24 protein-coding genes are annotated in these 23,740 nt (G+C 65.3%); 12 read left to right on the top strand and 12 right to left on the bottom strand.

The window, feature by feature from the left end:
- Nucleotides 1-198: 198 nt before the first annotated feature.
- From GA0071312_RS12140 to GA0071312_RS12125, 4 genes are read right to left on the bottom strand one after another with little or no spacing between them, the layout of a single operon-like run.
- Nucleotides 199-1,032 carry an SDR family NAD(P)-dependent oxidoreductase gene (locus GA0071312_RS12140; RefSeq protein ID WP_074445191.1) on the bottom strand — a complete coding sequence of 278 codons (834 nt, stop codon included), beginning with the start codon at nucleotides 1,030-1,032 and terminating at the stop codon, nucleotides 199-201.
- On the bottom strand, nucleotides 1,032-1,820 hold the full coding sequence (locus tag GA0071312_RS12135) for a maleate cis-trans isomerase family protein (RefSeq protein WP_074445190.1): 789 nt from the start codon (nucleotides 1,818-1,820) through the stop codon (nucleotides 1,032-1,034). Before GA0071312_RS12135 ends, GA0071312_RS12140 begins: the two co-directional genes overlap by 1 nt.
- Nucleotides 1,813-3,339 (bottom strand): aldehyde dehydrogenase, encoded by a 1,527-nt coding sequence (locus GA0071312_RS12130; RefSeq protein WP_074445189.1) that lies wholly within the window; start codon nucleotides 3,337-3,339, stop codon nucleotides 1,813-1,815. The genes GA0071312_RS12135 and GA0071312_RS12130 overlap by 8 nt, the downstream gene beginning before the upstream one ends.
- Nucleotides 3,339-4,571, bottom strand: a complete 1,233-nt coding sequence (locus GA0071312_RS12125) for a CaiB/BaiF CoA transferase family protein (RefSeq protein ID WP_074445188.1) — start codon at nucleotides 4,569-4,571, stop codon at nucleotides 3,339-3,341. The genes GA0071312_RS12130 and GA0071312_RS12125 overlap by 1 nt, the downstream gene beginning before the upstream one ends.
- Before the next feature lie 304 nt (nucleotides 4,572-4,875).
- Between GA0071312_RS12125 and GA0071312_RS12120 the strand changes: the two genes are divergently transcribed.
- From GA0071312_RS12120 to GA0071312_RS20085, 7 genes are all read left to right on the top strand, one after another.
- Nucleotides 4,876-5,838, top strand: a complete 963-nt coding sequence (locus tag GA0071312_RS12120) for a TAXI family TRAP transporter solute-binding subunit (RefSeq protein ID WP_074445187.1) — start codon at nucleotides 4,876-4,878, stop codon at nucleotides 5,836-5,838.
- A gap of 112 nt (nucleotides 5,839-5,950) precedes the next feature.
- A complete protein-coding gene (locus tag GA0071312_RS12115) occupies nucleotides 5,951-7,885 on the top strand; it encodes a TRAP transporter permease (RefSeq protein ID WP_074445186.1) in 1,935 nt (644 codons plus the stop codon).
- Nucleotides 7,886-8,047: 162 nt separating this feature from the next.
- Nucleotides 8,048-9,052 carry an ABC transporter substrate-binding protein gene (locus GA0071312_RS12110; RefSeq protein WP_083204543.1) on the top strand — a complete coding sequence of 335 codons (1,005 nt, stop codon included), beginning with the start codon at nucleotides 8,048-8,050 and terminating at the stop codon, nucleotides 9,050-9,052.
- 15 nt (nucleotides 9,053-9,067) lie between these two features.
- On the top strand, nucleotides 9,068-9,877 hold the full coding sequence (locus GA0071312_RS12105; RefSeq protein ID WP_074445185.1) for an ABC transporter ATP-binding protein: 810 nt from the start codon (nucleotides 9,068-9,070) through the stop codon (nucleotides 9,875-9,877).
- Nucleotides 9,874-10,623: an ABC transporter permease gene (locus tag GA0071312_RS12100; RefSeq protein WP_074445184.1), complete on the top strand. Its 750-nt coding sequence runs from the start codon at nucleotides 9,874-9,876 to the stop codon at nucleotides 10,621-10,623. The genes GA0071312_RS12105 and GA0071312_RS12100 overlap by 4 nt, the downstream gene beginning before the upstream one ends.
- Before the next feature lie 2 nt (nucleotides 10,624-10,625).
- On the top strand, nucleotides 10,626-11,414 hold the full coding sequence (locus GA0071312_RS12095; RefSeq protein WP_074445183.1) for an ABC transporter permease: 789 nt from the start codon (nucleotides 10,626-10,628) through the stop codon (nucleotides 11,412-11,414).
- A gap of 375 nt (nucleotides 11,415-11,789) precedes the next feature.
- The gene (locus GA0071312_RS20085; RefSeq protein WP_165604026.1) at nucleotides 11,790-11,960 is read left to right on the top strand and encodes a hypothetical protein; all 171 of its coding nucleotides are present in this window, start codon (nucleotides 11,790-11,792) and stop codon (nucleotides 11,958-11,960) included.
- A 25-nt stretch (nucleotides 11,961-11,985) separates the two neighbouring features.
- Here GA0071312_RS20085 and GA0071312_RS20345 read toward each other — a convergent pair whose 3' ends face one another.
- From GA0071312_RS20345 to GA0071312_RS12070, 5 genes are all read right to left on the bottom strand, one after another.
- Complete coding sequence (locus GA0071312_RS20345) at nucleotides 11,986-12,576, bottom strand: nucleotidyltransferase family protein (protein ID WP_074445182.1); 591 nt, start codon at nucleotides 12,574-12,576, stop codon at nucleotides 11,986-11,988.
- Complete coding sequence (locus GA0071312_RS20340) at nucleotides 12,573-13,604, bottom strand: molybdopterin-binding protein (protein WP_074445181.1); 1,032 nt, start codon at nucleotides 13,602-13,604, stop codon at nucleotides 12,573-12,575. Before GA0071312_RS20340 ends, GA0071312_RS20345 begins: the two co-directional genes overlap by 4 nt.
- Nucleotides 13,604-14,293, bottom strand: coding sequence for an XdhC family protein (locus tag GA0071312_RS12080; RefSeq protein WP_074445180.1), 690 nt, complete (start codon nucleotides 14,291-14,293; stop codon nucleotides 13,604-13,606). Before GA0071312_RS12080 ends, GA0071312_RS20340 begins: the two co-directional genes overlap by 1 nt.
- Before the next feature lie 201 nt (nucleotides 14,294-14,494).
- Nucleotides 14,495-14,821 carry an XdhC family protein gene (locus GA0071312_RS12075; protein ID WP_074445179.1) on the bottom strand — a complete coding sequence of 109 codons (327 nt, stop codon included), beginning with the start codon at nucleotides 14,819-14,821 and terminating at the stop codon, nucleotides 14,495-14,497.
- A gap of 10 nt (nucleotides 14,822-14,831) precedes the next feature.
- Nucleotides 14,832-16,073: a vWA domain-containing protein gene (locus GA0071312_RS12070; protein WP_074445178.1), complete on the bottom strand. Its 1,242-nt coding sequence runs from the start codon at nucleotides 16,071-16,073 to the stop codon at nucleotides 14,832-14,834.
- Between the two features lie 149 nt (nucleotides 16,074-16,222).
- Here GA0071312_RS12070 and GA0071312_RS12065 point away from each other — a divergent pair, with 149 nt between their 5' ends.
- On the top strand, nucleotides 16,223-16,684 hold the full coding sequence (locus GA0071312_RS12065) for a RidA family protein (protein ID WP_108721867.1): 462 nt from the start codon (nucleotides 16,223-16,225) through the stop codon (nucleotides 16,682-16,684).
- Between the two features lie 72 nt (nucleotides 16,685-16,756).
- Here GA0071312_RS12065 and GA0071312_RS12060 read toward each other — a convergent pair whose 3' ends face one another.
- The gene (locus GA0071312_RS12060; RefSeq protein WP_074445176.1) at nucleotides 16,757-17,644 is read right to left on the bottom strand and encodes a branched-chain amino acid aminotransferase; all 888 of its coding nucleotides are present in this window, start codon (nucleotides 17,642-17,644) and stop codon (nucleotides 16,757-16,759) included.
- 192 nt (nucleotides 17,645-17,836) lie between these two features.
- On the opposite strand from GA0071312_RS12060, the gene GA0071312_RS12055 reads away from it, so the two are divergent.
- From GA0071312_RS12055 to GA0071312_RS12045, 3 genes are read left to right on the top strand one after another with little or no spacing between them, the layout of a single operon-like run.
- A complete protein-coding gene (locus GA0071312_RS12055) occupies nucleotides 17,837-18,403 on the top strand; it encodes a MarR family winged helix-turn-helix transcriptional regulator (RefSeq protein ID WP_074446137.1) in 567 nt (188 codons plus the stop codon).
- Nucleotides 18,403-19,116: a response regulator gene (locus tag GA0071312_RS12050; RefSeq protein ID WP_074445175.1), complete on the top strand. Its 714-nt coding sequence runs from the start codon at nucleotides 18,403-18,405 to the stop codon at nucleotides 19,114-19,116. The genes GA0071312_RS12055 and GA0071312_RS12050 overlap by 1 nt, the downstream gene beginning before the upstream one ends.
- Nucleotides 19,116-20,540: an ATP-binding protein gene (locus GA0071312_RS12045; protein ID WP_083204541.1), complete on the top strand. Its 1,425-nt coding sequence runs from the start codon at nucleotides 19,116-19,118 to the stop codon at nucleotides 20,538-20,540. Before GA0071312_RS12050 ends, GA0071312_RS12045 begins: the two co-directional genes overlap by 1 nt.
- Here the strand turns inward: GA0071312_RS12045 and GA0071312_RS12040 are convergent, their stop codons facing one another.
- Nucleotides 20,541-21,335, bottom strand: a complete 795-nt coding sequence (locus GA0071312_RS12040) for an SDR family NAD(P)-dependent oxidoreductase (RefSeq protein ID WP_238947199.1) — start codon at nucleotides 21,333-21,335, stop codon at nucleotides 20,541-20,543. It lies immediately after the preceding gene.
- A 191-nt stretch (nucleotides 21,336-21,526) separates the two neighbouring features.
- Here GA0071312_RS12040 and GA0071312_RS12035 point away from each other — a divergent pair, with 191 nt between their 5' ends.
- Nucleotides 21,527-22,432: a DUF1499 domain-containing protein gene (locus GA0071312_RS12035; RefSeq protein ID WP_074445173.1), complete on the top strand. Its 906-nt coding sequence runs from the start codon at nucleotides 21,527-21,529 to the stop codon at nucleotides 22,430-22,432.
- A 6-nt stretch (nucleotides 22,433-22,438) separates the two neighbouring features.
- Here GA0071312_RS12035 and GA0071312_RS12030 read toward each other — a convergent pair whose 3' ends face one another.
- A complete protein-coding gene (locus GA0071312_RS12030) occupies nucleotides 22,439-23,350 on the bottom strand; it encodes an MBL fold metallo-hydrolase (RefSeq protein ID WP_074445172.1) in 912 nt (303 codons plus the stop codon).
- Between the last annotated feature and the right edge of the window lie 390 nt (nucleotides 23,351-23,740).

Here is a 23,740-nt window from a genome sequence, read left to right as displayed (position 1 = left end):
CTGTGATGCGCTATGCGCGTTGTCGTTGATTATATGTCCGGACAAAATTTTGCGTCCAGCCCGATACCTTGCATGACACATGAGTGCCCGCCCCAGGTCGAGGACGACCCGCTTGGGCGATGCGAGCGTTCCCCTCTCCTCGAAGGGAGAGGGGAGATTGCGCTGCATCAGCCCTCGCAAATTCAGGCACCTCCCCCATCACATGATCGCCGGCTTCTCGACCGCCGGACTGCGCGCCAGCTGCGCCGCCTCATCGGCGGGAAGCGTGTCGTCCCACAGCCGGGCGATATAGCGCTCTCCGGTATGGCCGCTGGAATCATCGGCGCTTAGCCACAAAGCCGGGGCGCGCATGATGGCGGGTGAAAGCAGGTTGCCGTCGGCGCCCTTCTTGCCAGGTCCGTCGGGCAGCAGCGCCGTATCCGCCGCACCGCCCGGCAGGAGCACGTTGACATCAACACCGGTGCCGGCGAGATCCTGCGCGAAGATGCGCGAGGCGGCCTCCAGCGCCGCTTTGGACGGGCCGTAGGGCGCATAGCCGCGCCGGACCATGGTCTGGTCGCTGGTCGAGATGTTGATGATCTTGCCGCAACCGCGCGCCAGCATGCCTGGCACCACCGCCCGGCTCATATGGAACATGCCGTTGAGATTGGCCGCGATGATTGCCGCCCAGGCCTGCGAATCCGTCTCCCAGAACCGCGTCGGCTCGCGGTTATAGGTCTCGCTGACGAGCCGCATGCCGCGTCCGGCATTGTTGATCAGCACCGCGACCGGCCCCAGCTCCGCCTCGACCCGCGCGACCAGCGCCGTGCAGGCATCCGGATCCGTGACGTCGCAGAGCAGCGGGAGTATCCGCCCCGACAGAGATTCCGCCTCGCGCGCCGTGGCGTCGAGTTCCTCGCCCGCCCGCGCGCCGGTAATCGCGACTCGAGCGCCCTCCTCCGCGAGCGCAAGCGCCATTTCGCGCCCAAGTCCGCGCCCGCCACCTGTGACGATCACGACGCGGTCTCGCAGTGACGGATAGCGTTCGCTCATCAGCCGGCGGCCCCCATGCGTTCGAACAGGCGCCCCGCTGCGGATATGTCGTCGCGGATACCGGCGAGCCGCAGGGCATGCCAGAGCGTGGCGGTGTTGGAGGAGATCACCGGGATGCCGAATTCGGCTTCGAGCTTGCGGATCATTGGCAGGGTCGGAAAATCGGTGCAGGAGATCAGCAACGCATCGGGGCGCCCGGATTCCCGCGCTGCCTGGATCACGCCCCGCGCATGCGCGACGACCGCGTCGAGCGGCGTCTGCGCGATGCGGACATATTCATGGGGCCCGCCGGCGCCGATGCCGAGCCCCGCAATCGCCAGCACCTCGAACCCGCAGCCTTCCAGGAAATGGCGCTCATGCGCGTCGAGCTTTTCATGATAAGGCGTTGCGACGGCGAGCCTCTTTGCTGCGAGGGCATCGAGCGCGGTGACGATCGCCGCAGCGGTGGTGAGGCCGGTGCGCCCGCTCGCGGCCTGCATCCGTTCGGGCAGGCTCTGCGGCGGATGCGTCATCGAACCGGCGGTGCAGGCATAGGCGATGACATCGACATCCGCCTTGACGAGCTCGGCCATGGCCTTGTCGAGATCATCATGCAGCGCGCGCTGTCCCTCACGCGAGCTCGTATCCGCATGCAGCGACATGCGCATGGTGTGGAAGCTCGTGCCCTCCGGCATCAGCCGCGCCCATTCCGCCTCGTTGACCGTATTGGTCGGCGGTACGATCACGCCGAGGCGCGCGCGCCAGGAATAGGCGGAGAGATGGCGCGGGGCGCCGGTCGCTTCAGCCATCGCTGCCTCCCAGTTTGTGGATCGGGCGCTCTGCCACCGGGATCATCACCGTCTTGATCTCGGTATACATCGCCTCGCAGCCGCGTCCGCCCTCGCGACCGACGCCCGATTCCTTGTAGCCGCCGAAGGCCGAGCGCAGATCACGCACCATCGGCGTGTTCACCCAGATGGTCCCCGTGCGCATGGCCTGCGCGACCCGGTGCGCACGCCCGAGCCCCTCGGTCCAGACATAGCCGGCAAGGCCGAAACGGCTCTCATTGGCCAGCCGCACCACTTCCTCCTCGGTCTCGAAGATCTGGAAGGTGGCGAAGGGGCCAAAAATCTCCTCCTGGCACAGCCGCGCGCCGTTATCCTGCGCGAGCATCGCCACCGGCTGCACGTAGTGTCCTGCCTCCATGCCTGGAACCGCCTTGCCGCCGGCGAGCAGCCGCGCGCCCTCACTCTCGCCGATGCCGACATAATCGCGCATGCGCTGCTTTTGCGCGGCGTTGATCATCGGGCCGAGTTCGGTTCCCGGGATCAGAGGATCGCCGATGCGCAGGTTGCGCATGCGCGCGACAAACGCCTCCATGAAGCGCTCGGCGATCGGGCGCTGCACGAAGATGCGGCTGCCGGCCAGGCACATCTGGCCGTTATTGGCAAAGACCCCGAGCAGCGCGCCGTCGAGGGCGCGGTCGAAATCGGCATCGTCGAAAACGATATTCGCGCTCTTGCCGCCGAGCTCCATGGCGGCGCCCTTGATGCCCTTTGCCAGCGCCCCCATGATTGCACGCCCGGTCTCGGTGCCGCCGGTGAAAGAGACCATGTCTATTTCCGGATGCCCCGACAGAGCCGCCCCAGTCACATGGCCGCGCCCGTTGACGAGGTTGACCACGCCCTCCGGCAGGCCGCAATCGCGCATCAGATCGAATAACCGCGCCACCGTCAGTGGCGTCATCTCGCTCGGCTTAACCACGCAGGTATTGCCGAAAGCGAGCGCTGCGGCGAGCTTCATCGAGGTCAGCCCCAGCGGCACGTTCCACGGCCCGATCAGGGCGCAGACGCCCATCGGCTCGCGCGAGACCAGAGTGAGGAAGCCCTCCTCCTGCTGATACAGCTCGCCGGCGCTGTGGTTGATATACTCGGCGAAGAATTTGAAATTATAGGCCGCGCGCGGGATGTGCATGCCGCGCGTCTGGGCGAGCGGGACGCCGGTATTGATGCTCTCCAGCGCCGCCAGCTCGTCGGCATGGGCCATGATCGCATCATGGATCGCCATCAGCACCTGCTGGCGCGTGGTGATGCTGCTCTTCGGCCAGGGCCCGTGATCGAAGGCGTGACGCGCGGCGCGCACGGCGGCATCGACCTCCGCCGCGTCGGATTCGTGCAGGATCGCGATCACCTTCCCCGTGGCCGGATCGTCAACCGGCAGCGGCTCACCCCGATGGGCGACGAAAGCGCCGGCACCATATCCGGATACGGCGCGCGGCGCATCGACGAGCGCATCGCGAAGCCGGGTTGCTGCCTCGGCGCCTGCCATCACTGCCCTCCACGCCCGACGATACCGCGCTCGGCCAGTTCGGCGATCCGCGCATCATCGAGATTCAAAAGGCCCTTGAACACCTGCGCATTATGCTCACCGAGCTCGGGACCGGGGCTGACGACGCGGCCCGGCGTGTCCGAGAGGCGCGGCGCGACATTCTGCATGGCGAGATCACCGAAGACGGGATGGGCGACCTTCACGATCGCTTCGCGCGCCTTGAAATGCGCGTCTTCCAACATTTCCGGCGCGCGGTAGATATCGCCGCGCGGGACGCCCGCTTCATCAAGGAGCGGCCCGAGTTCCGCAGCGGTCATGGTGCGCGTCCATTCCGCAATCAGATCATCGAGCTCGGCCTGATGCTTGCCGCGCGCGGAATGGGTGGCATAGCGTTCATCCGATGCGAGTTCCTCGCGTCCCATCACTCTGGCAAGGCGCGAGAACACCGTATCCTGATTGGCTGCGATCAGGACGAATTTCTCGTCCTTCGTCGGATAGACATTGGACGGAGCCACGTTCGGCAGGATCGCGCCGGTGCGCTCGCGGATGAAATCGGCCTTGTCGTACTCGGTGATCAGCGATTCCATCACGTTGAGCACGGCCTCATAGATGGCGCTGTCGACCACCTGCCCGCGCCCGGTCCGATGCATGTTGTGCAGCGCCATCATGCCGCCAAGGCAGGCGAAGGTCGCCGCCAGCGTGTCGCCGATCGAGATGCCCATGCGGCTCGGCGGCGTCGAGGGGTCACCCACCACGTAGCGCAGCCCACCCATGGCCTCACCGATGGCGCCGTAGCCGGCATTGCGCGAATAGGGCCCGCTCTGGCCGTAGCCGGAGACGCGAATCATGATCAGGCGCGGGTTGATCTTCGCGAGTTCCTCGTAGCCGAGCCCCCATTTCTCCATCGTGCCGGGGCGGAAATTCTCCAGCAGGATATCGGCATCACGCACGAGTTCGCGGATCATCGCCTGGCCTTCCGCTTCGCGCGCATTGATCTCGACGGATTTCTTGTTGCGCGCTATGACCGGCCACCAGAGCGACTTGCCATGCGGTTTCTCGCGGCCCCACTGGCGCATCGGATCGCCGGAACCGGGCTGCTCGACCTTGATCACCTCGGCGCCGAAATCGGCCATCAGCTGACCGCAGAACGGGCCGGCGAGCAATTGCCCCATCTCGATCACCCGCAGGTCGGTGAGCGGGCCGGAAAGGCGGGGATCGCGTATCGCCGTCATGACGTTTCCTCAATTTGTCCGGACAATCTTGTGTCCAATTAATAACCGATCCATGCGATCTGGCAAGACGGATTGCTTGGTTTTTCCTCACGTCGGCACATCGAAAAATGCGCAGGACGCCCGTATCTGGATACAATTCATGCGCAAAACACGCATTTCGGCAATATTCTTGTAGACAGATGAGTTTGTCCGGACATATTTTAGAACCATCCCCGGACCGGCGTGATCCCGCCGCAACCGGGCATGTGGTACGGTACACGATCATGGCCGCACCATGCATGCGAAGCCAACAGGGGAACACATCATGAGGAAGACATTTTCGGCCCTGGCCGTCGCGGCACTTATGGCGCTGCCCGGCCTTTCCACGGCGCCGGCCCAGGCACAGGTCGTGACGCTCGGCTCCACCGCCACCGGCGGCACCAGCCAGATCGGTCGCTCGATCGCGGCGGCGGTCTCCGAATACTCACCCCTGCAGATGCGTCCGCAGGAAATGGCCAATACGGCGGATTACATGCCGCTGGTGAATATCGGCGAGATCGATTTCGGCATCTCCAACGTCGTCCAGCTCTGGTATGCCCATCACGGGCTGGGAATGTCCGCAGGGACGCCGATGAGCGAGTTGCGCAACGTCGCCTCGCTGATGCCCTTCCGCGCCGGCTTCATCGTTCCCGCCGACAGTGAGGTGGAAAGTATCGAGGATCTCGCCGGCATGCGTGTACCCGGTTTCGAGGAGGGCACGCTGGGTTATCACGTGACACTGGCTTATCTCGCGAATGGCGGGCTCGACTATGACGACGTGGTCGAGGTGCCGGTGCCGAATTTTCCGCGCATGTGGGACTCGTTCCGCGAGGGTTCAACGGACGTGACCATCGTCGTCGTCGGTTCGGCGACCAATATCGAACTCGACCAGACGCTCGACGGCGTGCGCTTCATCAGCTTCACCGATGACGAGGAGCGCCTCGAAGCCATGCAGGAATGGCTGCCGCAGATGTATTTCGGCCAGGTCGACGCGGATGCGGGCATACCCGGCATCGATGAGCCGACCAACATCAAGGTCTATGATTACACGCTGTTTGCGCCCGAGAGCGTCCCGGACGATCTCGTCTATGAGGTAACGAAGTCGCTCTACGAGAACGAGGAAAATCTGCTCGCTACGGGTCCGGTCTGGACCGGCTTCACCGCCGAGGGCATGAGCCGCGACGTCGATGTGCCCTTCCATCCGGGCGCGATCCGCTTCTACGAGGAAGCCGGCGCCTGGAATCGCTGATCGGCTGCGGCACACGCTGCCGCCACACGGATCGCCCGATGCGCGCCATGGCGCCGCCCGGGCGATCCGCAGAGCACATGCACGCCATCCTGCCTGACGAGGAGCCTCCCGCATGGATGCGGCCCTGACCGATCTTAGCCCGCGCGACCGCTTCACCCGGCGCCGGATCGTCCCCGCCCTGTGCATCGCGATCACGCTTGCAGCGATCTTCTGGTCGCTGGGCGGGCCGATCCGCATCGGGGTGCGCGTCTATGCCGAGCAGATCCTCGTTGCGGTGCTGACGATGGGGCTCGCGGTCTGCTTCCTGACGCGACGCGCGAGCAGCCGCAGCACCGACACGGCCCCCATCCCGCTCTACGATTACGCCCTCGCCGCGATAGCGCTTGTCTATGGCGTCTATCTGACCTGGGTATTTCCCGATCTCTCCCAGAACGTTTTCTTCCGCCAGACAGAGGCGATCATCGTGGCGAGTATCGGCCTCGCCTTGCTGCTCGAAGGCCTGCGCCGCGCGATCGGCTGGAGCCTGATCGTCATCCTTGCCATGATCGGCGGATACGCGCTCTTTGCCGATCAGTTTCCCGGCCCGCTGGAAGGACGCGGTATCTCGCTGCAGCGGCTGATCAGCTTCACCATTCTCGACAGCGCCGCCATGGCCGGCGCCGCGCTCTATATTGCCGTCGCGGTGGTGATCCCCTTCATCCTGTTGGCGCGACTGCTGCTCGCGACGGGAGGCTCCGCTTTCTTCTCCGATCTCTCGGCCTCGCTGATGGGGCGCTATCGCGGCGGTGCGGGCAAGATCGCTATCGTCGGCTCGGCCTTGTTCGGGACGATCTCGGGAAGCGCCGTGTCCAATGTCGCCTCGACCGGCGGCATTACCATTCCGCTCATGAAGGAGAGCGGCTATCGCCCGCATACCGCCGCCGCAATCGAGGCCTCGGCCTCGACCGGCGGGCAGCTCATGCCGCCGATCATGGGGGCCGCCGCCTTTCTGCTGGCGGAGAATCTGGGTGTGCCCTTCACCGACGTGATCATCGCCGCGATCGTGCCCTCTCTGCTCTATTTCTTCAGCCTTTTCATCTTCGCCGATCTCGAAGCCGGGCGGCGCGGCATCATGCCGGTGGAAGAAAGCCGCATCCCGGCGGTGCTGACCACGATCATGCGCGGCTGGTTCCTGCTCCTTCCCTTCGTTGTCCTGCTCGTCGGCCTCTTTGCCTACGCCATGCGCCCGGAAACCGCCGCGCTCTATGCGGTCGGCGTACTCTTCCTGATCGCGCTGGTGCGCACCTACGAGGGCGGGCGCATCGGCTTTCGCGATCTCGCCGACGCACTCGCGCGCACCGGGCAGGCCTCTGTCGAGATCGTCATCATCTGCGCCGTGGCCGGAATCATCATCGGGTTGTTCTCGCTCTCGGGCCTGAGCTTCGGCATGACCTTCTTCCTCGTGCAGATCGGGCAGACGAGCCTGTTCCTGCTGCTGTTGATGACGGCGCTCATCTGCATCGTCCTGGGGATGGGGCTGCCGACGGTCGGCGTCTACCTGCTGCTCGCGACGCTCGCCGCGCCGCCGCTGGTCCAGCTCGGCCTGATACCGATGTCGGCGCATCTGTTCGTGCTGTATTTCGGCATGCTCTCGATGCTCACCCCGCCCGTGGCGATTGCCGCCTTCGTTGCGGCCAGCATGGCCGGAGCACCGCCGATGCGCACCGGTTTCGAGGCCGTGCGCATCGCCTGGCCGGCCTATGTGGTGCCCTTCCTGTTCGCCGCGTCGCCCAGCCTGATTCTCGCCGGCACGCCCGTCGAAAACGCTGTCGCCTTTGTCACTGCGGCGGGTGGCGTCACACTGGTCACCGCCGCGATCGTCGGCTTCGCCGGCGGCCTGCTGGCCACGCCGATGCGGCTCGGTGTCGCCCTGGCGGGGATCGTGCTGCTGCTGCCGCCTGATCTGTTGCCGGTCTCGGGCCTGCTCTCACTCGTAGCCGCCGCAGCCGGGATTGCATTCTGGATCCTGAGCGGGCGCGCGGCCAGCGCGGTGGCGGCAGGTGAATGACGAAAGGAGGCTTTCGAAAAACGACGTGCAATCCTGATCCATATGCGCAAGCGTGGCGTTGACTATACGTAATGGAGCATGCAGCCTTCCGGCCTGCCGTTCCCCATCACAGTCGCAGTTTCCGGCAAGAGAAAAGCGACCCAACTGTCCAGGGAGGACACCATGATACTGGAAAACACCGCAAAGACTTCTCGCAACTGGCTGGCCGGGCTTGCGCTCGGCGCGGCGATGGCCTTCGGTGGCGCCGCCACGACGGCCCAGGCGCAGAACGACATCACCGTCACCCATTGGGGCGTGCTGATGTATGGCGCGCCCTATGCAATCGCCCGCGACCAGGGTTATTTCGAGGAAGCCGGCTTCGAACTCGGCGACATCCTCACCTCGTCGGGTGGCGGCACCACGGTGCGCAACGTGCTCACCGGCGGCCTGCTCTACGGCGAGACCAGCCTCGCGGCAGCCGTTTCGGCGCATCTGACCGGGCGCGACATCGTCATCGTGAATACCGGCGCTGCGACAGTGGCAGATATTCTCTGGATCACGACGCCCGATAACGACGAGATCGATTCCATCGAGGATTTCGTCGGCAAGCGCATCGCCTATACCCGCCCGCAATCCGTCACCGACATGACGCTGCGCATGTCGCTCGATGCGGCCGGCCTGTCTGCGGATGACATGGAACTGATCGCCGCCGGCGGTATCGGTGACGGCCTGACGCTGCTGCAGCAGGGCGCCGTGGACGCGGTACCGATCCTGGAGCCGATCTGGGCCAGCCAGCGCGACAATTACAAGGCCGTGCTCTACCTGCAGGACGTGCTCCCGCGCGTCGCGCAGACCGTCGGCATCACCACGAGCGCCTTCGCCGAAGAGCGCGGTGACGATCTGCGCGCCATCATCGAGGCCCGTCGCAAGGGTGTTCAGTTCATCAAGGACAACCCGGAAGAAGCCGCCCGCATCTTCGCGGAGGTCTATGACCGCGATGAAGCGATCATGCGTACCGCGATCGATGCCATGCTCGAGATCGACTACTGGTCCGAGGGCGGATTCATCTACGAGGACATGGACCGCAAGATGGATGGTCTGCGCCTGATCGACGTCGTCGAGGGTGATGTCGACTGGAGTGCCGTGGTCGATGAGAGCTTCCTGCCGGAAGATCTGCGCAGCGAGTGAAGCGGGAGCGTTCCAGTGTCTCATGAAGTGCATGCGCGTCTCGAGGGCGTGACGCGGGTCTATCCCGCCGTGGCCGGCAACCCGCCGGTCCACGCTCTGGGCCCGATCGATCTCGACCTGCGCAAGGGCGAGTTCTTCTCCATCGTTGGCCCGTCCGGCTGCGGCAAATCCACCTGCATGGACGTGCTGGCCGGGCTGGCTGCGCCGACCGAGGGCAATGTCTGGTTCGAAGGCAAACGGGTCGATGGCAACGTGCCCGACGGCATCGGCGCCGTGTTCCAGGAGGATGCCTCGTTCCCCTGGCTGACGGTGGAGGACAATGCCGCCTTCGGCCTGCGGCGTGCGGGTGTCGATGCGGCGGAGATCCGCCGGCGTGTCGACTACGCGCTGGGCTTCGTGGGACTCAAGGCCTTCGCAAAGGCCTATCCGGCACAATTGTCCGGTGGCATGCGCCAGCGTGTGTGCATCGCGCGCACGCTGGTGCTCCAGCCGCGCCTGATCCTGCTCGATGAGCCTTTCGGCGCACTCGATGCCCAGACACGTCTGCTGATGGGCGACGAGTTGCTCAAGCTCTGGCGCGAGACCGGCGCAACGGTGCTGCTCATCACCCACGCCCTCGACGAGGCCGCCATGCTCTCCGACCGGATCGGCGCCATGTCGGCCCGGCCGGGGCACTTCCTCGAAACCGTCGAGACCGGCTGGTCGCGCGACCGCGATTCGCGCATGCTGGAAGGCGAGACATTCGGGCACATTACCGGACGCCTGTGGCAGATGCTGCGTTCGGAATCGCAACGCGCCATGGGGCATGAGGAGGGCGCGGCATGAACCGGCTGACGCTGATCCGCCTCGGTGTGATCGTGGCCTTCTTCGGCCTGCTCGAAATCCTCTGCCGCACGGAAGTCATCTCTCCCTTCACCATGATCCCGCCGAGTGAGATGGCCATCGCGCTGTGGGCACTCATTGCATCCGGCGAAATCGCGCGCGGGATGCGCCAGACGCTGGGCAATGTCGCGGTGGCCTGCATCCTCGCCATCTCGGTCGGCTTTGCCGTCGGCGCCGGCGTGCACGCCCTGCCCCGTCTGCGCCGCGCGCTCGACCCGTTCCTGACGACCTATTACGCGGTGCCCTTCTTCGTTTTCTATCCGCTGCTGGTCTTCATCTTCGGGATGAACAACTTCCCGATGATCATGATCGGCTTCCTCTTCGCGGTCGTCGCGATGATCATCAACACGCTCAACGGGCTGGACAAGATCCCGCGGGTCTACCGCAAGGTGGCGCGCATGCATCATATGGGCCGAGCGAAGACGGCGCTGCTGATCGAGCTGCCCTATGCCATTCCCAATCTCTTCACCGGTGTGAAGCTCGCGGTGGCCTATTCCTTCATCGGCGTGATCGCGGCGGAATTCATTCTCGCACCTGGCGGACTCGGCTACGCGATCTCCTTCGCCTATGACAATTTCGACAACGAAGCGATGTACGCGCTGATGCTCTTCATCCTGGTGCTCGTCACCATCATCAACATGTCGCTGCACGCTTACGAGCAGCGGCTGCTGCGGCGTCAGGGGCGGTGATCATGGCAGGAACGCAAACGGCCTATTCACGCAAGGATCACCAGCGCGCCGAGCGGCTGCGCTATTTCGGCGATGTGGCGCTGGTGATCGTCGCCATCGTGGTGGTCTGGCAGGTCCTGCATATGCTCGCAGGGGACGTGGCGATCTCTTCGCCACTCGCCACGGCAATCCGGGCGGGCGAGCTGCTCGGCTCGGCGAGCTTCTGGCCGCATGTTGCGGAGACAGCGAAGGCGCTCGTCTATGCGCTGATCATCGCGCTCCTGATCGGCATCGGTGTGGGCACATGGCTGGGAGCGCACAAGCTCTCCGGCGCGGTGGCGGAGCCAATTCTGGTGGCCTTGTATTCGCTGCCCAAGATCACGCTCTACCCCCTGATCCTGCTGGTCTTCGGCCTCGGCATCGAGGCGAAGATCGCTTTCGGCGCCATTCACGGCGTGATCCCGATCACCATCTTCACCATGAACGCGGTGAAGAACATCAACCGCGTCTTCCTGCGATCGGCGCGCGTGATGAAGCTCACCGTGATGCAGACGGCCACGCGGATTCTCCTGCCGGCGACGATGCCGGAAATCGTCTCCGGCCTGCGGGTCGGCTTCTCGCTGACGCTGCTGGGTGTCGTCATCGGTGAGCTGTTCTCGTCGCATCGCGGCATGGGCTTTCTGGTGATGCGCGCCATCGGCCTGCACGACGTCTCGACCATGATGGCGGTGACGCTGATCCTCGCCGTTGCCGCCGTCACGATATCGAGCATACTGCTTTATGTCGATAATCGTCTGCATCGCCGCGTCTGAGGCAACGATGGGCTGACCAAACCGGGGCGTTGCGCAGGCGACAGCACCGCCGCTGCAACGCCCTTTCGATGGACGCCACATGGCTGAGCGGCACGAAAGTTGCGCTTCGCTCGGCATCACCTGCGTCGCAGTGGACGCACGCGAATTCGTGAGATCCGCCGGCGGATTTGGTTGTCTTACGGGCTTTCTGGAGCGCTAGATGATGCCCGGCGAAGGCACACCACTTCCAGAAGGATCATACGTTTCCAAGATTGCGACCATTGCCATGCACTGAATGCATGGCTTCATTGTGCAGCGCGATATTCTCCTTCGCATGCGCAGCAACTATATCCCTGACGTAACGTTATTCACTACATGCACGTCAGGACAACCATCATGGCCATCGCCACTGCACCGCGCGGCCGCAGCAACGCCGCCCTCACCGTCATCCGTCGGGCCTTCGGCGCCATCGTCGCGGCACTGACTGCCACATTCGAAATCTACCGCGAAGCCGTGGCGGAGCGCGACGCCTATCATGCGCGCAACCCCCATCTCGGCAAGGATTGATCAGGCCGGAAGCGGCGCGGTCGATCTACTCACGCGCGAGTTTCGCCAGTGCATCCGGGGTATCCGCATCGAGATGGATGCCGGGATCGTCCACGGCGATCTCCCGGATATCGGCGCGCCCGCGCAGGAGTGGCCCGGCACCGCGATCGCCTTCCAGCTTTTCGATCTGTGGCAACAGTTTTCGCATCAGCAGCACCGGATTCCCGCGCCCTCCCTCGTAAACCGGAACGAATGCGGCATGATCCGGCTCGGATTGCGCGGCTGCGATCAAAGCATCGAGCGTCGCGGCCCGCACCAGTGGCATATCCGCGAGCAGGACGAGCGCACCGGCAGAATCCGCCGGCAAGGCCCGCATCCCCGCTTTCAGTGATCCGGCCAGCCCGCTGCGATAATCGGGATTATGGACGAGCCTCACCGGGTGATCCGCGCATGCGGGAGCGATCGCGTCATGGTCGTGCCCCGTCACCACGATGATCGGATGCGCGCGCGAACCCTGCGCCGCAGCGAGCACATGGGCGAGCATCGGCGCATCGCGAAACCGCGCCAGCGGCTTGGCGCCGCCACCAAAGCGCGAACCGAGCCCCGCCGCGAGGATGATCGCCGCAATGGTGCTCACGCCTCGTCATCCTCGGCGCTCTCCTCACCGGAGCGCGGCTGCGGACGCGAGACGATTTCCATCAGAAGGCCGCCGACGCCGAGCCCCATGATATCAGTGCGCGTCACCGGCAGGCCGGCCAGCATGCGGTGGAGGATCCAGTCGAAACCATTTTCCTTGGGACTGCGCGCACATCCCGGCGCACCGATCACCGGCTTGTCGCCGATATGGCCGACGAGCAGCAGATTGCCCGGATCGACCGGCATGCCGAAATGATCGATCCGCCCGCCCACTGCCGTGATCGCCGCCGGGATCACGTCGCGGCGATCGGACACGGCGGAGGCGCCGAAGACGATGATCAGTTCCGCATCGCCATGCGCGATCTGCTCCAGCTCGCGCGCCAGCGCCCCGGTCTCGTGCAGGGCGCGTGCCTCGCTGACCACGGTCGCGCCGGCGGGGGCGATGCGTTTGTCAAGGATTTTCAGGGTTTTATCAACGATGGTGGGCTTCAGCGCGTTGGTCAGGGTCGAGATCACGCCGATGCGTGACAGCATATAGGGCGCGATCCGCACCGCTCCTGTCACCCCCCGCGCCACGGCCTCGGCCTGGGCGAGCCGCCCTTCGCTGATCGCATAGGTGATGATCTTCACCGTCGCGATCATCTCGCCGGCAACGACCGGCTTGAACTGTTCGAGCGTGGCGAAGGTGATGGCCTCGTCGATCATGTTGATGCGGTCGATGGCCGCGCGATCGACCTCCAGGACGCCCGCATGTTTGGCGAACAGGTTGGCCCGCCCGGTAAAGGGCGGATCGATGCGCACCCCCTCCCCCGCCGTCGCTTGCGCGAGCCGCGCCGCCGCCTCGTCTTCAGCCACGTCTCCCGGTTCGAGCCGCACCGCCGTGACCTGCGCAACGCCTGCGGCATCGAGCTTGTCGGCATCCTCCGCAGTGATGCTCGCGCCCTTCTTGATCGTGATTCCGGGCAGGCGCAGCGAATGCGCCGCCATGGCGCCGATCGCCTCGCGTGGTGGCAGCGGCCCGAATTTCATCAGCTTCTCCGCCGGTCGCTGCGCAGCGTTGCGATGATCTCGCCGAGAATCGACACGGCGATTTCCGCCGGACTGACGGCACCGATATCGAGCCCGATGGGCGCGTGAATCCGCCCGATCGCCGCCTCCTCGAACCCGCCCTCGCGCAGCCGGTCGACGCGCCTGGCATGAGTCTTCTTCGAGCCGAGAGCCCCGATATAGAAGCACTGCGCCGTCAGCGCCGCATTGAGCGCTGGATCATCGATCTTGGGATCATGGGTGAGCGCGACGAAGGCGGTATAGGCGTCGAGCCCGATACGCGGCAGGGCATCATCGGGCCATTCATCCAGCAACGTCACATCGGGGAAGCGCTCCGGCGAGGCGAAAGCGGTGCGCGGATCGATGATCGTGCAATCGAACCCGGCGAGCTTCGCCATCGGCGCGAAGGCCTGGCTGATATGCACCGCGCCGATGATGACGATGCGCACCGGCGGCACCTGCACGGTGAGGAAATGCTCCGCCCCGTCAATCGCGACGATGCCGGATTTTCCCTTGCGCAGATGGGCGCGCAGGATTTCCGCCGCCGGATCGGCATCGATTTCGGCCTCGCGCACCAGCCTTTGCGCCCCATCCCCCAGCCGCGTCACCAGCACCGCCGCCCGCCGCGCCGCGCGTTCCTCGTTCAACAGGGCGAGATGATCAATCTTCATGCGGGCCTCGGGGGGTTGGGGTGTGGGGTGGGCGAATCGATGCCGGCGTTCCCCTCTCCCTTGCGGAGAGGGGACAGGGGTGAGGGTGGAACCGAGACGCTCGGCACGTCAGCGCCTCGCCCGGCATCAACGCCCCTCACCCCCGGCCCCTCTCCTCGGAGGGAGAGGGGAGAGGCGGTGGAAGTTTGCATCAAGCACATTTCACCCATCGATCCGCTCCACATAGACGCGGATGCGGCCGCCGCAGGAGAGGCCGACTTGCCAGGCGGTTTCGTCGGCGACGCCGAATTCCAGCATTTTGGGCTTGCCGCTCTCGATCACGTCGATCGCGTCGGCGATGACCGCGCCCTCGACGCACCCGCCGGAGACAGAGCCGAGGAAACTGCCCTCGGCGTCGATCACGAGATGCGAGCCGACCGGGCGCGGCGCCGAGCCCCAGGTCTCGACCACGGTGGCGAGCGCGACGCCGCGCCCGTCGCGGGCCCAGGTCTCGGCTTCACGCAGGATATCATCTTCATTGGCAATCATGATTACCCCCTTATGCCGCCATTGCACGCAGCCAACGGGCCGGATCGGCCTCGCGCGCGCGCGCGGCGGCGAGCGCGTCGCACAGCGCTTCCATCGAGCGCAGGTTATGGATCGGGCGGAATTCGTGCACATGCGGCAGCATGGCGCGGATGCCGGAAGCGCGGGCCTGGAAGGCCTCGTAGCGCAGGAGCGGGTTGAGCCAGACGAGGCGGCGGCAGGAGCGCTTCAGCCGGTCCATCTCGAAGGCGAGATCGGGCGAGACGTCGCGCTCCAGACCGTCGGTGAAAAGCAGCACCACGGCCCCCTGCCCCAGCACCCGGCGCGACCAGAGCCGGTTGAAATCGCGCAAGGCGGTGGCGATGCGCGTGCCGCCCTCCCAATCCTGTACCCGCTGCCCGGCCCGCGCCAGCGCCTCGTCCGGATCGCGGCTGGTGAGCTCGCGGCTGATATTGGTGAGGCGCGTGGCGAAGACGAAGGAGTGCACCTTGCGCCGCGTCTCGGCCACCGCATGCAGGAAATGCAGGAAGAGCCGGGAATATTCCGACATCGAGCCCGAGATATCGACCAGCGCCACCACCGGCGGCTGGCGGATGGCGCGGCTGGCGAAGGCAAGATCAATGGCGTGACCACCCGAGCGCAGCGAACGCTGCAGCGTGCGGCGCATGTCGATGCGCGCGCCGCGCGGGTCGGCTCGGAAACGGCGCGTGACGAGTTCTTCCGCCGGCAGGCGCAGCTGGCTGATCAGGCGCTTGGTGCGCGCGATCTCGGCGGCACTCATCTGGGCGAAATCCTTGCTGCGCAGCACTTCGCGATCAGAAACCGTCAGCCGCGCGGAGAATATCTCCTCCTGCTCCTCGATCTCCGGCTCCTTGCCCGGCGGCTTGAGGGCCTCGGCCACCCGCGAGGCGGCGGCGCGCGGCTTGTCCTCGTCCTGGCCCTTGCCCGGCGCCATCGGCGACATCTGGGCGATCAGCTTCTCGATCAGCGCGCGGCGGCGCCAGAACAGGCGAAACGCCTGGTCGAAAACGATCGTATGCTCATGCTTCTTCACGAAGACGGCGTGCAGCGTCCAGTAGAAATCCTCGCGCTCGCCGATCCGCGCCGCCTCCACCGCATCGATCGCATCCATCACCGCGGCGGGACCGACAGGGAGGCCGGCGGCGCGCAGGGCGCGGGCGAAATAGGCGATGTTCTCCGCGAGCTTGCCGCTGCCGTCGCCCGGATCCGGTTCACTGGTGAGATGATCGCTCATGACGTGATTGTGCGCCGGAGGGCGGGGTCGATGCAAGCGCTCGCATCACCGAACGCGTTGCCGGATTTCTCACGACCGGGATGCTTGCCGGCGCAACGTCAAGCTGAAACGATAACGATGAGGGAATGCCATCGAGAAGGAGAAATGCCATGAGCGCCGTCGAAGCGAAACTCTCGGAAATGGGCCTCGCCCTGCCCCAACTGCCGACGCCAATGGGCAACTATGTCCCGTGGAAACGCGTCGGCGACCTCGTCTACCTCTCCGGCCAGGGCCCGCGCAAACCCGAAGGTGGCTCGCATACCGGCAAGGTCGGGGCGGATGTCGATACCGAGACCGCCTATGGCCATGCGAAGATCATCGCCTTGCAATTGCTGGCCGTGGCGAAACAGGCCGCTGGCGATCTCGACAAGGTGGAATTCGTCAAGCTGCTCGGCATGGTCAACGCGACGCCGGAATTCGGTGAGCAGCCCAAGGTGATCAACGGCTGCTCGGACCTGCTCGTCGCGGCTCTGGGCGAGCGTGGCCGGCATGCGCGCTCCGCCGTCGGCATGGGCTCGCTACCAGGCAACATTACCGTCGAGATCGAGGCGATCATCCGCGTGCACGACTGACCGCCGCTAAACCCGGAAATGAAGAAAGCCGGGCAAATCCCCGGCTTTCTCGCATTCTGACGTTCGCGCAGCTTATGCGGCCACGGCCCTCGGCTGCACCTCGGCCATGTAATCCTCCATCAGCGTGCGGGTGACGTCGCCCGGCTGATAACGGTGCGGACCGATCTCGGAGACGGGGGTAACCTCGGCCGCCGTGCCGGTGATGAAGCACTCGTTGAAACTGCCGAGTTCGTCCGGCATGATCCGCCGCTCGATCACCTCGAAGCCGCGACGCCTGGCAAGATCGATCACCGTACGGCGGGTAATGCCATCAAGGAAGCAATCAGCGGTCGGCGTGTGAATCGCCCCATCACGGGTAAAGAACACGTTCGCGCCAGTGCATTCGGCCACGCGGCCCTGCCAGTCAAGCATGAGCGCATCGGCATAGCCCTTGCGCTCGGCGGCATGCTTGGAGATCGTGCAGATCATGTAGAGACCCGCCGCCTTGGAATGGCACGGCGCCGTCATCGGATCCGGGCGGCGGTAATCCGCAATATCGAGCCGGATGCCCTTGAGGCGCTCGGCGGGATCGAAATAGCTCGGCCATTCCCAGGCCGCGATGGCGAGGTGGATGGTATTCTTCTGCGCCGAGACGCCCATCATCTCCGAACCGCGCCACGCGACGGGGCGCACATAGGCATCGACGAGCCCGTTCTGTGCGATGACGAGGCGCTTGGCGGCGTCGATCTCGGCGGCGCTATAGGGGATTTCGAAATCCAGCACCTCGGCCGAACGCAGCAGCCGCTCGGAATGCTCCAGCGACTTGAAGATCTCGCCACCATAGGCACGCTCTCCCTCGAATACGGACGAGCCGTAATGCAGGCCGTGCGACAATACATGCAGCCTGGCCTCGGCCCACGGCGTCAGCGCGCCGTCCAGCCAGATCCAGCCGTCCTGCTGATCGAAGGAGATAGGCGACATCGAAACACACTCCCTGGAATGGCTACTGCGCATGCACGCAAGAACCGTTCTCCCAAGGCCCTTCGTGACACGCGATTGCGACAATCGGCTCATTTACGTTCGATCATTTCGCCGATTGCGCTTGACGGGTAACAATCCTCTTGGGATATGTCAATAAGGCTGACATAACCGGATGAGAGATTTTTCGTGTCGATACGCTCTTCCCAACCTGCCGTTCTCGCAGCCGTGAGCGACGAGCCGCCCGCCGGAAAGGCGCCGGGGCGCGACATTCCCGCCTATGACCTCATCGAGCTGTTCTTTTTCGCCTATCGGGATTTCGTTTCCGGGCCCGACCGCATTCTGGCGGAATACGGCTTTGGACGCGCACATCACCGGGTGCTGCATTTCGTCTCGCGTCAGCCCGGGCTGACGATCGCCGAACTGCTGGACATCCTCAAGATCACCAAACAGAGTCTCAATCGTGTGCTCAAGGAGCTGGTCGAGAAGGATTTCATCGTCAGCCGGATGGGCACGACGGATCGCCGCCAGCGCCTCCTCTTCGCCACGCAGACAGGCGAGGACCTGGCGCTGCGGCTGGCCGATCTGCAGACGGGGCGGATCATGCGGGCGCTGGAAACGGTGCCGACGGAGGAGCGCACGGCGATGCGGCGTTGCGTCAAGGATTACCTGACCGCGATGGTCGACCCGCAGGAGCGCGCGCGCGTCGCACAACTCGCGGCCACACCCGCAAAACGGCATGGACCGGGCGAGGAGCACTGATGCCCGCGAGCCGCAAGGAACTGCCCGACAACGCACCTCATATCCTGGTCGTCGATGATGACCGCCGTCTGCGCGACCTTCTGAGCAAGTTCCTCACGGAGAATGGTTTTCGCGTCACCGTTGCGGCGAGTGCGGCAGAAGCACGCAGCATGTGCGGCCATCTCGTCTTCGATGCCCTCGTCCTCGACGTGATGATGCCGGGTGAGAACGGCTTCGATTTCGCACGCTGGCTGCGCACACGCTCGCAGGTGCCGATCCTGATGCTGACCGCCCGCGCGGATTCGCAGGACCGCGTCACCGGGCTGGAGATCGGCGCCGACGATTATCTGCCCAAGCCCTTCGAGCCGCGCGAGCTGGTGCTGCGCCTCGGCAACATCATGCGCCGCGCCGGGCCCGGTGAAGGCGAAGGCGCAACGCTGCCGGAGACGATCCGCTTCGGCGCCTTCGTCTATCGCTTCGATCGCGGTGAACTGCGCCGGGGCGAGGAACTCATCCGCCTCACCGAACGCGAACGCGAGATGCTGAACCTGCTCGGGCGCCGGCTGGGCGGGCATGTGCATCGCGAAGAGCTTGCCGGCGCGGGCGGTGCCGCCAATGAACGTACCGTCGACGTGCAGATCAACCGACTGCGCCGCAAGATCGAGAGCGACCCGGCCAATCCCGTGTTTCTCCAGACGGTGCGCGGGATCGGATATCGGCTTATCGTGGAGTGATGCGCCTCATTCGTACCCGGACCAATCGCCTCCCGCGCCTGCGCCTCCCCGCCGGTCGCTTCGGTGCGGCGCGCCGCTTCTTCGCCCTGCTTGGCCGGATCTACGGCGCCGTCGCGCGCCGGGTCGGCGCCGCCATGCCCAAGGGGCTGTTCGCGCGCGCGCTGATCATCATCATCGCGCCGATCGTGCTGCTGCAATCCTTCATCGCCTATACCTTCATGGAGCGACACTGGCAGACCGTGACGATGCGGCTCTCTTCCGCCGTAACCGCCGATATCGCGGCGCTGATCGACATCTACGAGACCTTCCCCCAGGACGAGGAAGCCAGCGAACTCATCCGCATTGCCGATCAGCGCCTCGGGCTCGATGTCGAGATCCTGCGCGACACCGAGCTCCCGCCGCCGGGACCGAAGCCGTTCTTCTCCATCCTCGACCAGGCGCTTTCCAGTGAAATTGCACGCCAGGTTGAGCGTCCGTTCTGGATCGATACGGTGGGGCGCTCCGATCTGATCGAGATCCGGATACGGCTCGATGACGGAATCATGCGGGTGATTACCGAGCGCTCGCAGGCCTATGCCTCGAACTCCCACATCTTCCTGCTCTGGATGGGCGGCACCTCCCTCGTGCTGATGGGCATCGCGATCATCTTCCTGCGCAATCAGATCCGCCCGATCCTGCGCCTGGCCGAGGCGGCGGAGAGTTTCGGCAAGGGGCGCGAAATCGAATTCCGCCCGCGCGGCGCGCGCGAGGTCCGGCAGGCCGGCCATGCCTTCATCGAGATGAAGCGGCGCATCGAGCGCGCCATCGATCAGCGTACCGCGATGCTCAATGGCGTCAGCCACGATCTGCGCACGATCCTCACCCGCTTCAAGCTCTCCCTCGCTCTGCTGGAGCCGAGTGATGAGGTGCGTGACATCGAGCGCGATGTCGACGAGATGAGCCGCATGCTCGAAGGCTACCTCGCCTTCGCCCGCGGCGATTCCGGCGAGCAGGCAGTGCCGACCGATCTGCGGGCCATGCTGTCGGAGATCTGCTCTGATGCCGAGCGGCAGGGCCACCCGACGCGGCTTCGGATCGAGGGCGATCCGCAGGTGGTGGTGCGCCCGGATGCGTTCCGCCGCCTTGTCTTCAACCTCGTCTCCAACGCGGCTCGCCATGGCGACACGATCGCGATCAGCGCCAATCACGAAAGCCGCTGGCTCGTGCTGCATGTCGACGATGACGGGCCGGGCATCCCGCCGGAGCGGCGCGATGAGGTGTTCAAGCCGTTCGTCCGGCTCGACGAGGCGCGCAATCAGGACGAAAGTGGCTCAGGGCTCGGCCTCTCCATCGCCCGCGACATCGCGCGCTCGCATGGCGGCGATATCAGCCTCGATGACGGTCCGCTGGGCGGCCTCCGCGCCAGCCTGCGCATCCCTGCCTGATCAGCGCGTGGCCGCCGTGATGCCACCATCGACGACGATCTCGGTTCCGGTGATGTAGCGCGCCTCCTCGGATGCCAGAAACAATGCGGCATGGGCCACGTCGAAGGAATCGCCCATTCGGCCCATCGGCACCTGTTTCGCACGTGTCGCGGCAAACCCTTCATAGTCACCGCCGGCATATTTCTCGGCGAGCCGGCGCACGAGGGGCGTGTCCATCAGTCCGGGCACCACGCAATTGAGGCGGATGCCACGATCGGCATAGATCACGGCTGTGGTCCTGGTCATCTGGATGAGCGCCGCCTTGGCTGCCGCATAGGCCACCTGCGGCTTGCCGATATAGCGCAGACCCGCAATCGAGGAGACGTTGACGACGGCGCCGCCGCCCTGCTCTTCCATCATCGGCAAGGCATGCTTGCAGGTCAGGAAGGCGCTGGTGAGGTTGACGTCCATCTGCTCGTCCCAGACTGCGTGCGTGAGTTCCACCGGCCCGCCCGGTTCCGACCGCCCGACATTGTTGACGAGGATGTCGAGCCGCCCGAAATCCCGCGCGATCAGATCAAACAGAGCCGTCACGGAAACCTCGTCGGTGACGTCGCAGGCATGGCCGGTGAAGCTTCCGCCCTCCTGAGTGATCAGGCGCCCGGTCTCCTCCAGCGCCGCCGGATCCCGGTCGATCCCGATAATGCGCGCACCCTGGCGGGCGAAGATGGTGGCAATCGCCTTGCCGTTACCGAATCCAGGCCCGCTCGACCCTGCTCCCGTGACCAGCGCGATCCTGTCCGTCAGCCTCAGCATCGTCTCTCTCCCCGCCATCCTCAGGCGTCCACAATTCCGGGCGGACCTTACGCCGTGCCCGCCGGGCTGACCATGCGGGCTTTCTCGATCCGAACCGGCGCGAACGCGCATGACGACCCGCCGCGCACCGTTCGTGGCGCATATGTCATGATCGGCATTTGCAAACCGCGCGGCTTCTGCAAAAAAGAGGCATGCGTCGCATCACCATCATCGAGCCGGTCTCGCGCTTTGCCGTCTGGTCCCGCCGGATGGCGCTTCTGTCGCTGGCCTCGAGCGGGCTCGCGCTGTATCTCACCCGGGCGCGCCTGGTCGATCTCGATGCCGGTATGGCGGCGATCCTCGGCGGGCTCGTCATCGCGGCGATCGCCCTCGGTCTCGCACTCGCCGCCTTCTCGCGGATCTGGTATCTCGGGCGACGGGGATTTGCATCCGCAGTAACGGGTTTCGTGCTCACGCTGCTGGTTCTTGCACTGCCGCTCTATATTGCAGGATTGCGTCTGCATGCTCCGCAATCGCGCGACATCAGCACCGATCCCCAGACTCCGCCGGCATTCGCCGCGCCGGATGAGGCGTTGCCGCAGCGGCCCGGCCTGCTCGACCGCCTCGTTCCCGAAGCGCCGATGACCCGGACATGGCGCGCCCGGGCCATGGTACGTCCGCTCTATCTCGATGTCCCGCTGCGGGAAGCGGAGGAACTGGCGCGGCGCGCCGCAAGCGCGCTCGATCTGCGCCTCGAAGACGAAGGTGGCCCCGCAGATGCGCAGACCCGTGAGGCGGCGGAGGCCGCACTCTCGCGGCGACCCGATGACCCGCCACCCCTGCCCCCGCTGCGCCCCGTTTTTCCGAGCACCCCGGAGACGGGCAGCGTAACGCCGGGCGTGGAGGCAGAGATGCGGCCCGTCACCCTCGAAGCATCCGGCGAAACACCGATCCTGCGCCTGCCGCTGCGGCTTGCCGTGCGCATCACCCCCGTCGGTGACCGGGTGCGCATCGATGCGCGTGCGACCGCGCCGCAGGGCAATTACGATATCGGCGCCAACAGCGCATTGCTGCGTGCCTATCTCGCCGAGATCGCCTTTCTGGACAATCCGCGCTGAGCGCGATCATGCGGGCCGGTAGCTGCCTTCCAGCCCCACCGCGCCCTGCGCATGGACAAGCCCGCGCGCGACCAGGTCCTCGATATGCGCGAGCACATTCAAGGAAGCCGCACCGATCAGCGCCGGCGCGAGGCCGGGATACACGTTCGCGACGATCTGCACGATCGTGTGATCACCTGCGGCAATCCGCGCCAGGATCATCGCCTCGCGTTGCCGGCGATGCGCGATCAGCGCACGAACGAACCGCGCCGGTTCGCGGACCGGACCGCCATGGCCGGGCCAGTAGATCGCATCGTCGCGCGCCCGCAGCTTTTCCAGCGAGCGCATATAGGCGGCCATGTCGCCATCCGGCGGTCCGACAAAAGACGTCGACCAGGCCATGACGTGATCACCGGAGAACAGCGCCTTCTCCTCAGGCAGGGCGAAAGCGAGATGGTTGGCGGTATGGCCCGGCGTCGCCACGGCCTCCAGCGTCCAGCCCTCGCCCGAGACGCTTTCACCATCGCCGAGTTCGCGCTCCGGCCGATGCTCGCGATCACCTGCCCCCTCCATCCGGTTGGCCTCGCCGGTGTCCAGCGGTCGCGCCGGGCGATGCGGGCCGCAGCCGATGATCGGCGCACCGGTCGCCCGCGCCAGTGGACGCGCGCCCGGTGAATGATCGCGATGGGTGTGGGTGACGAGAATGGCGCTGATGCGCGCATCGCCGATAGCGGCGCGAATCGTCTCCAAATGGGCCGGATCTTCGGGGCCGGGATCGATCACGGCGATGTCGGACGTGCCAACGAGATAGGTGCAGGTGCCGGTGAAGGTCATCGGTCCGCCATTGCCGGCAACGATACGGCGCACGCGCGGCGATAACCGCTCACACAGGCCGGCAGGGGAATCGAAGGTGGTTTCGAAGGTCAGGGGCTCATCCATCGGGTCAGGTTCGGCGCTCGCGCGGTTTCTGGCAAGTGCCCTGATCGGGGGATTTCAGCAAGCGCTTCCGGCGCATTTTCAAAGCCTCGGCGTGGCGTCTCGCAAGAGAAACCCGCCGTCGGTTCACGACGGCGGGCCCGATGTCGACAGGCTTCAATCGGTGGAAGCTCGTGCTTTTGCGATGGTATGTTACATCGACTGCCGGGAATGAGCGAAAGCGCTCCCCCGGCGCATCATCTCCTCAAAACACGCCCGCGACAACGGCACCGACAAAAACCAGCGCCGCACAAACCGCAGCAACATTCAACTTTGGAACAAGGTTGAGTTTCGAGATCAGGCCCATTTGTAACCTCCCTGACGGGGGACCATCGGAACAGTTTAGCATGCTCA

Source organism: Saliniramus fredricksonii, from assembly GCF_900094735.1.
GTDB classification, from domain to species: Bacteria; Pseudomonadota; Alphaproteobacteria; order Rhizobiales; family Beijerinckiaceae; genus Saliniramus; species Saliniramus fredricksonii.
This window is presented reverse-complemented; position numbering and strand designations above follow the sequence as displayed.

Coding starts and splice junctions, on each gene's coding strand:
- GA0071312_RS12140 (WP_074445191.1), bottom strand. CDS start 1,032: ATGAGCGAACGCTATCCGTCACTGCGAGACCGCGTCGTGATCGTCACA.
- GA0071312_RS12110 (WP_083204543.1), top strand. CDS start 8,048: ATGATACTGGAAAACACCGCAAAGACTTCTCGCAACTGGCTGGCCGGG.
- GA0071312_RS12030 (WP_074445172.1), bottom strand. CDS start 23,350: ATGGATGAGCCCCTGACCTTCGAAACCACCTTCGATTCCCCTGCCGGC.
- GA0071312_RS12130 (WP_074445189.1), bottom strand. CDS start 3,339: ATGGCAGGCGCCGAGGCAGCAACCCGGCTTCGCGATGCGCTCGTCGAT.
- GA0071312_RS12070 (WP_074445178.1), bottom strand. CDS start 16,073: ATGAGCGATCATCTCACCAGTGAACCGGATCCGGGCGACGGCAGCGGC.
- GA0071312_RS12060 (WP_074445176.1), bottom strand. CDS start 17,644: ATGTCGCCTATCTCCTTCGATCAGCAGGACGGCTGGATCTGGCTGGAC.
- GA0071312_RS12040 (WP_238947199.1), bottom strand. CDS start 21,335: ATGCTGAGGCTGACGGACAGGATCGCGCTGGTCACGGGAGCAGGGTCG.
- GA0071312_RS12065 (WP_108721867.1), top strand. CDS start 16,223: ATGAGCGCCGTCGAAGCGAAACTCTCGGAAATGGGCCTCGCCCTGCCC.
- GA0071312_RS12120 (WP_074445187.1), top strand. CDS start 4,876: ATGAGGAAGACATTTTCGGCCCTGGCCGTCGCGGCACTTATGGCGCTG.
- GA0071312_RS12095 (WP_074445183.1), top strand. CDS start 10,626: ATGGCAGGAACGCAAACGGCCTATTCACGCAAGGATCACCAGCGCGCC.
- GA0071312_RS20085 (WP_165604026.1), top strand. CDS start 11,790: ATGGCCATCGCCACTGCACCGCGCGGCCGCAGCAACGCCGCCCTCACC.
- GA0071312_RS20340 (WP_074445181.1), bottom strand. CDS start 13,604: ATGAAATTCGGGCCGCTGCCACCACGCGAGGCGATCGGCGCCATGGCG.
- GA0071312_RS12035 (WP_074445173.1), top strand. CDS start 21,527: ATGCGTCGCATCACCATCATCGAGCCGGTCTCGCGCTTTGCCGTCTGG.
- GA0071312_RS12125 (WP_074445188.1), bottom strand. CDS start 4,571: ATGACGGCGATACGCGATCCCCGCCTTTCCGGCCCGCTCACCGACCTG.
- GA0071312_RS12100 (WP_074445184.1), top strand. CDS start 9,874: ATGAACCGGCTGACGCTGATCCGCCTCGGTGTGATCGTGGCCTTCTTC.
- GA0071312_RS12045 (WP_083204541.1), top strand. CDS start 19,116: ATGCGCCTCATTCGTACCCGGACCAATCGCCTCCCGCGCCTGCGCCTC.
- GA0071312_RS12075 (WP_074445179.1), bottom strand. CDS start 14,821: ATGATTGCCAATGAAGATGATATCCTGCGTGAAGCCGAGACCTGGGCC.
- GA0071312_RS12050 (WP_074445175.1), top strand. CDS start 18,403: ATGCCCGCGAGCCGCAAGGAACTGCCCGACAACGCACCTCATATCCTG.
- GA0071312_RS12080 (WP_074445180.1), bottom strand. CDS start 14,293: ATGAAGATTGATCATCTCGCCCTGTTGAACGAGGAACGCGCGGCGCGG.
- GA0071312_RS12135 (WP_074445190.1), bottom strand. CDS start 1,820: ATGGCTGAAGCGACCGGCGCCCCGCGCCATCTCTCCGCCTATTCCTGG.
- GA0071312_RS12115 (WP_074445186.1), top strand. CDS start 5,951: ATGGATGCGGCCCTGACCGATCTTAGCCCGCGCGACCGCTTCACCCGG.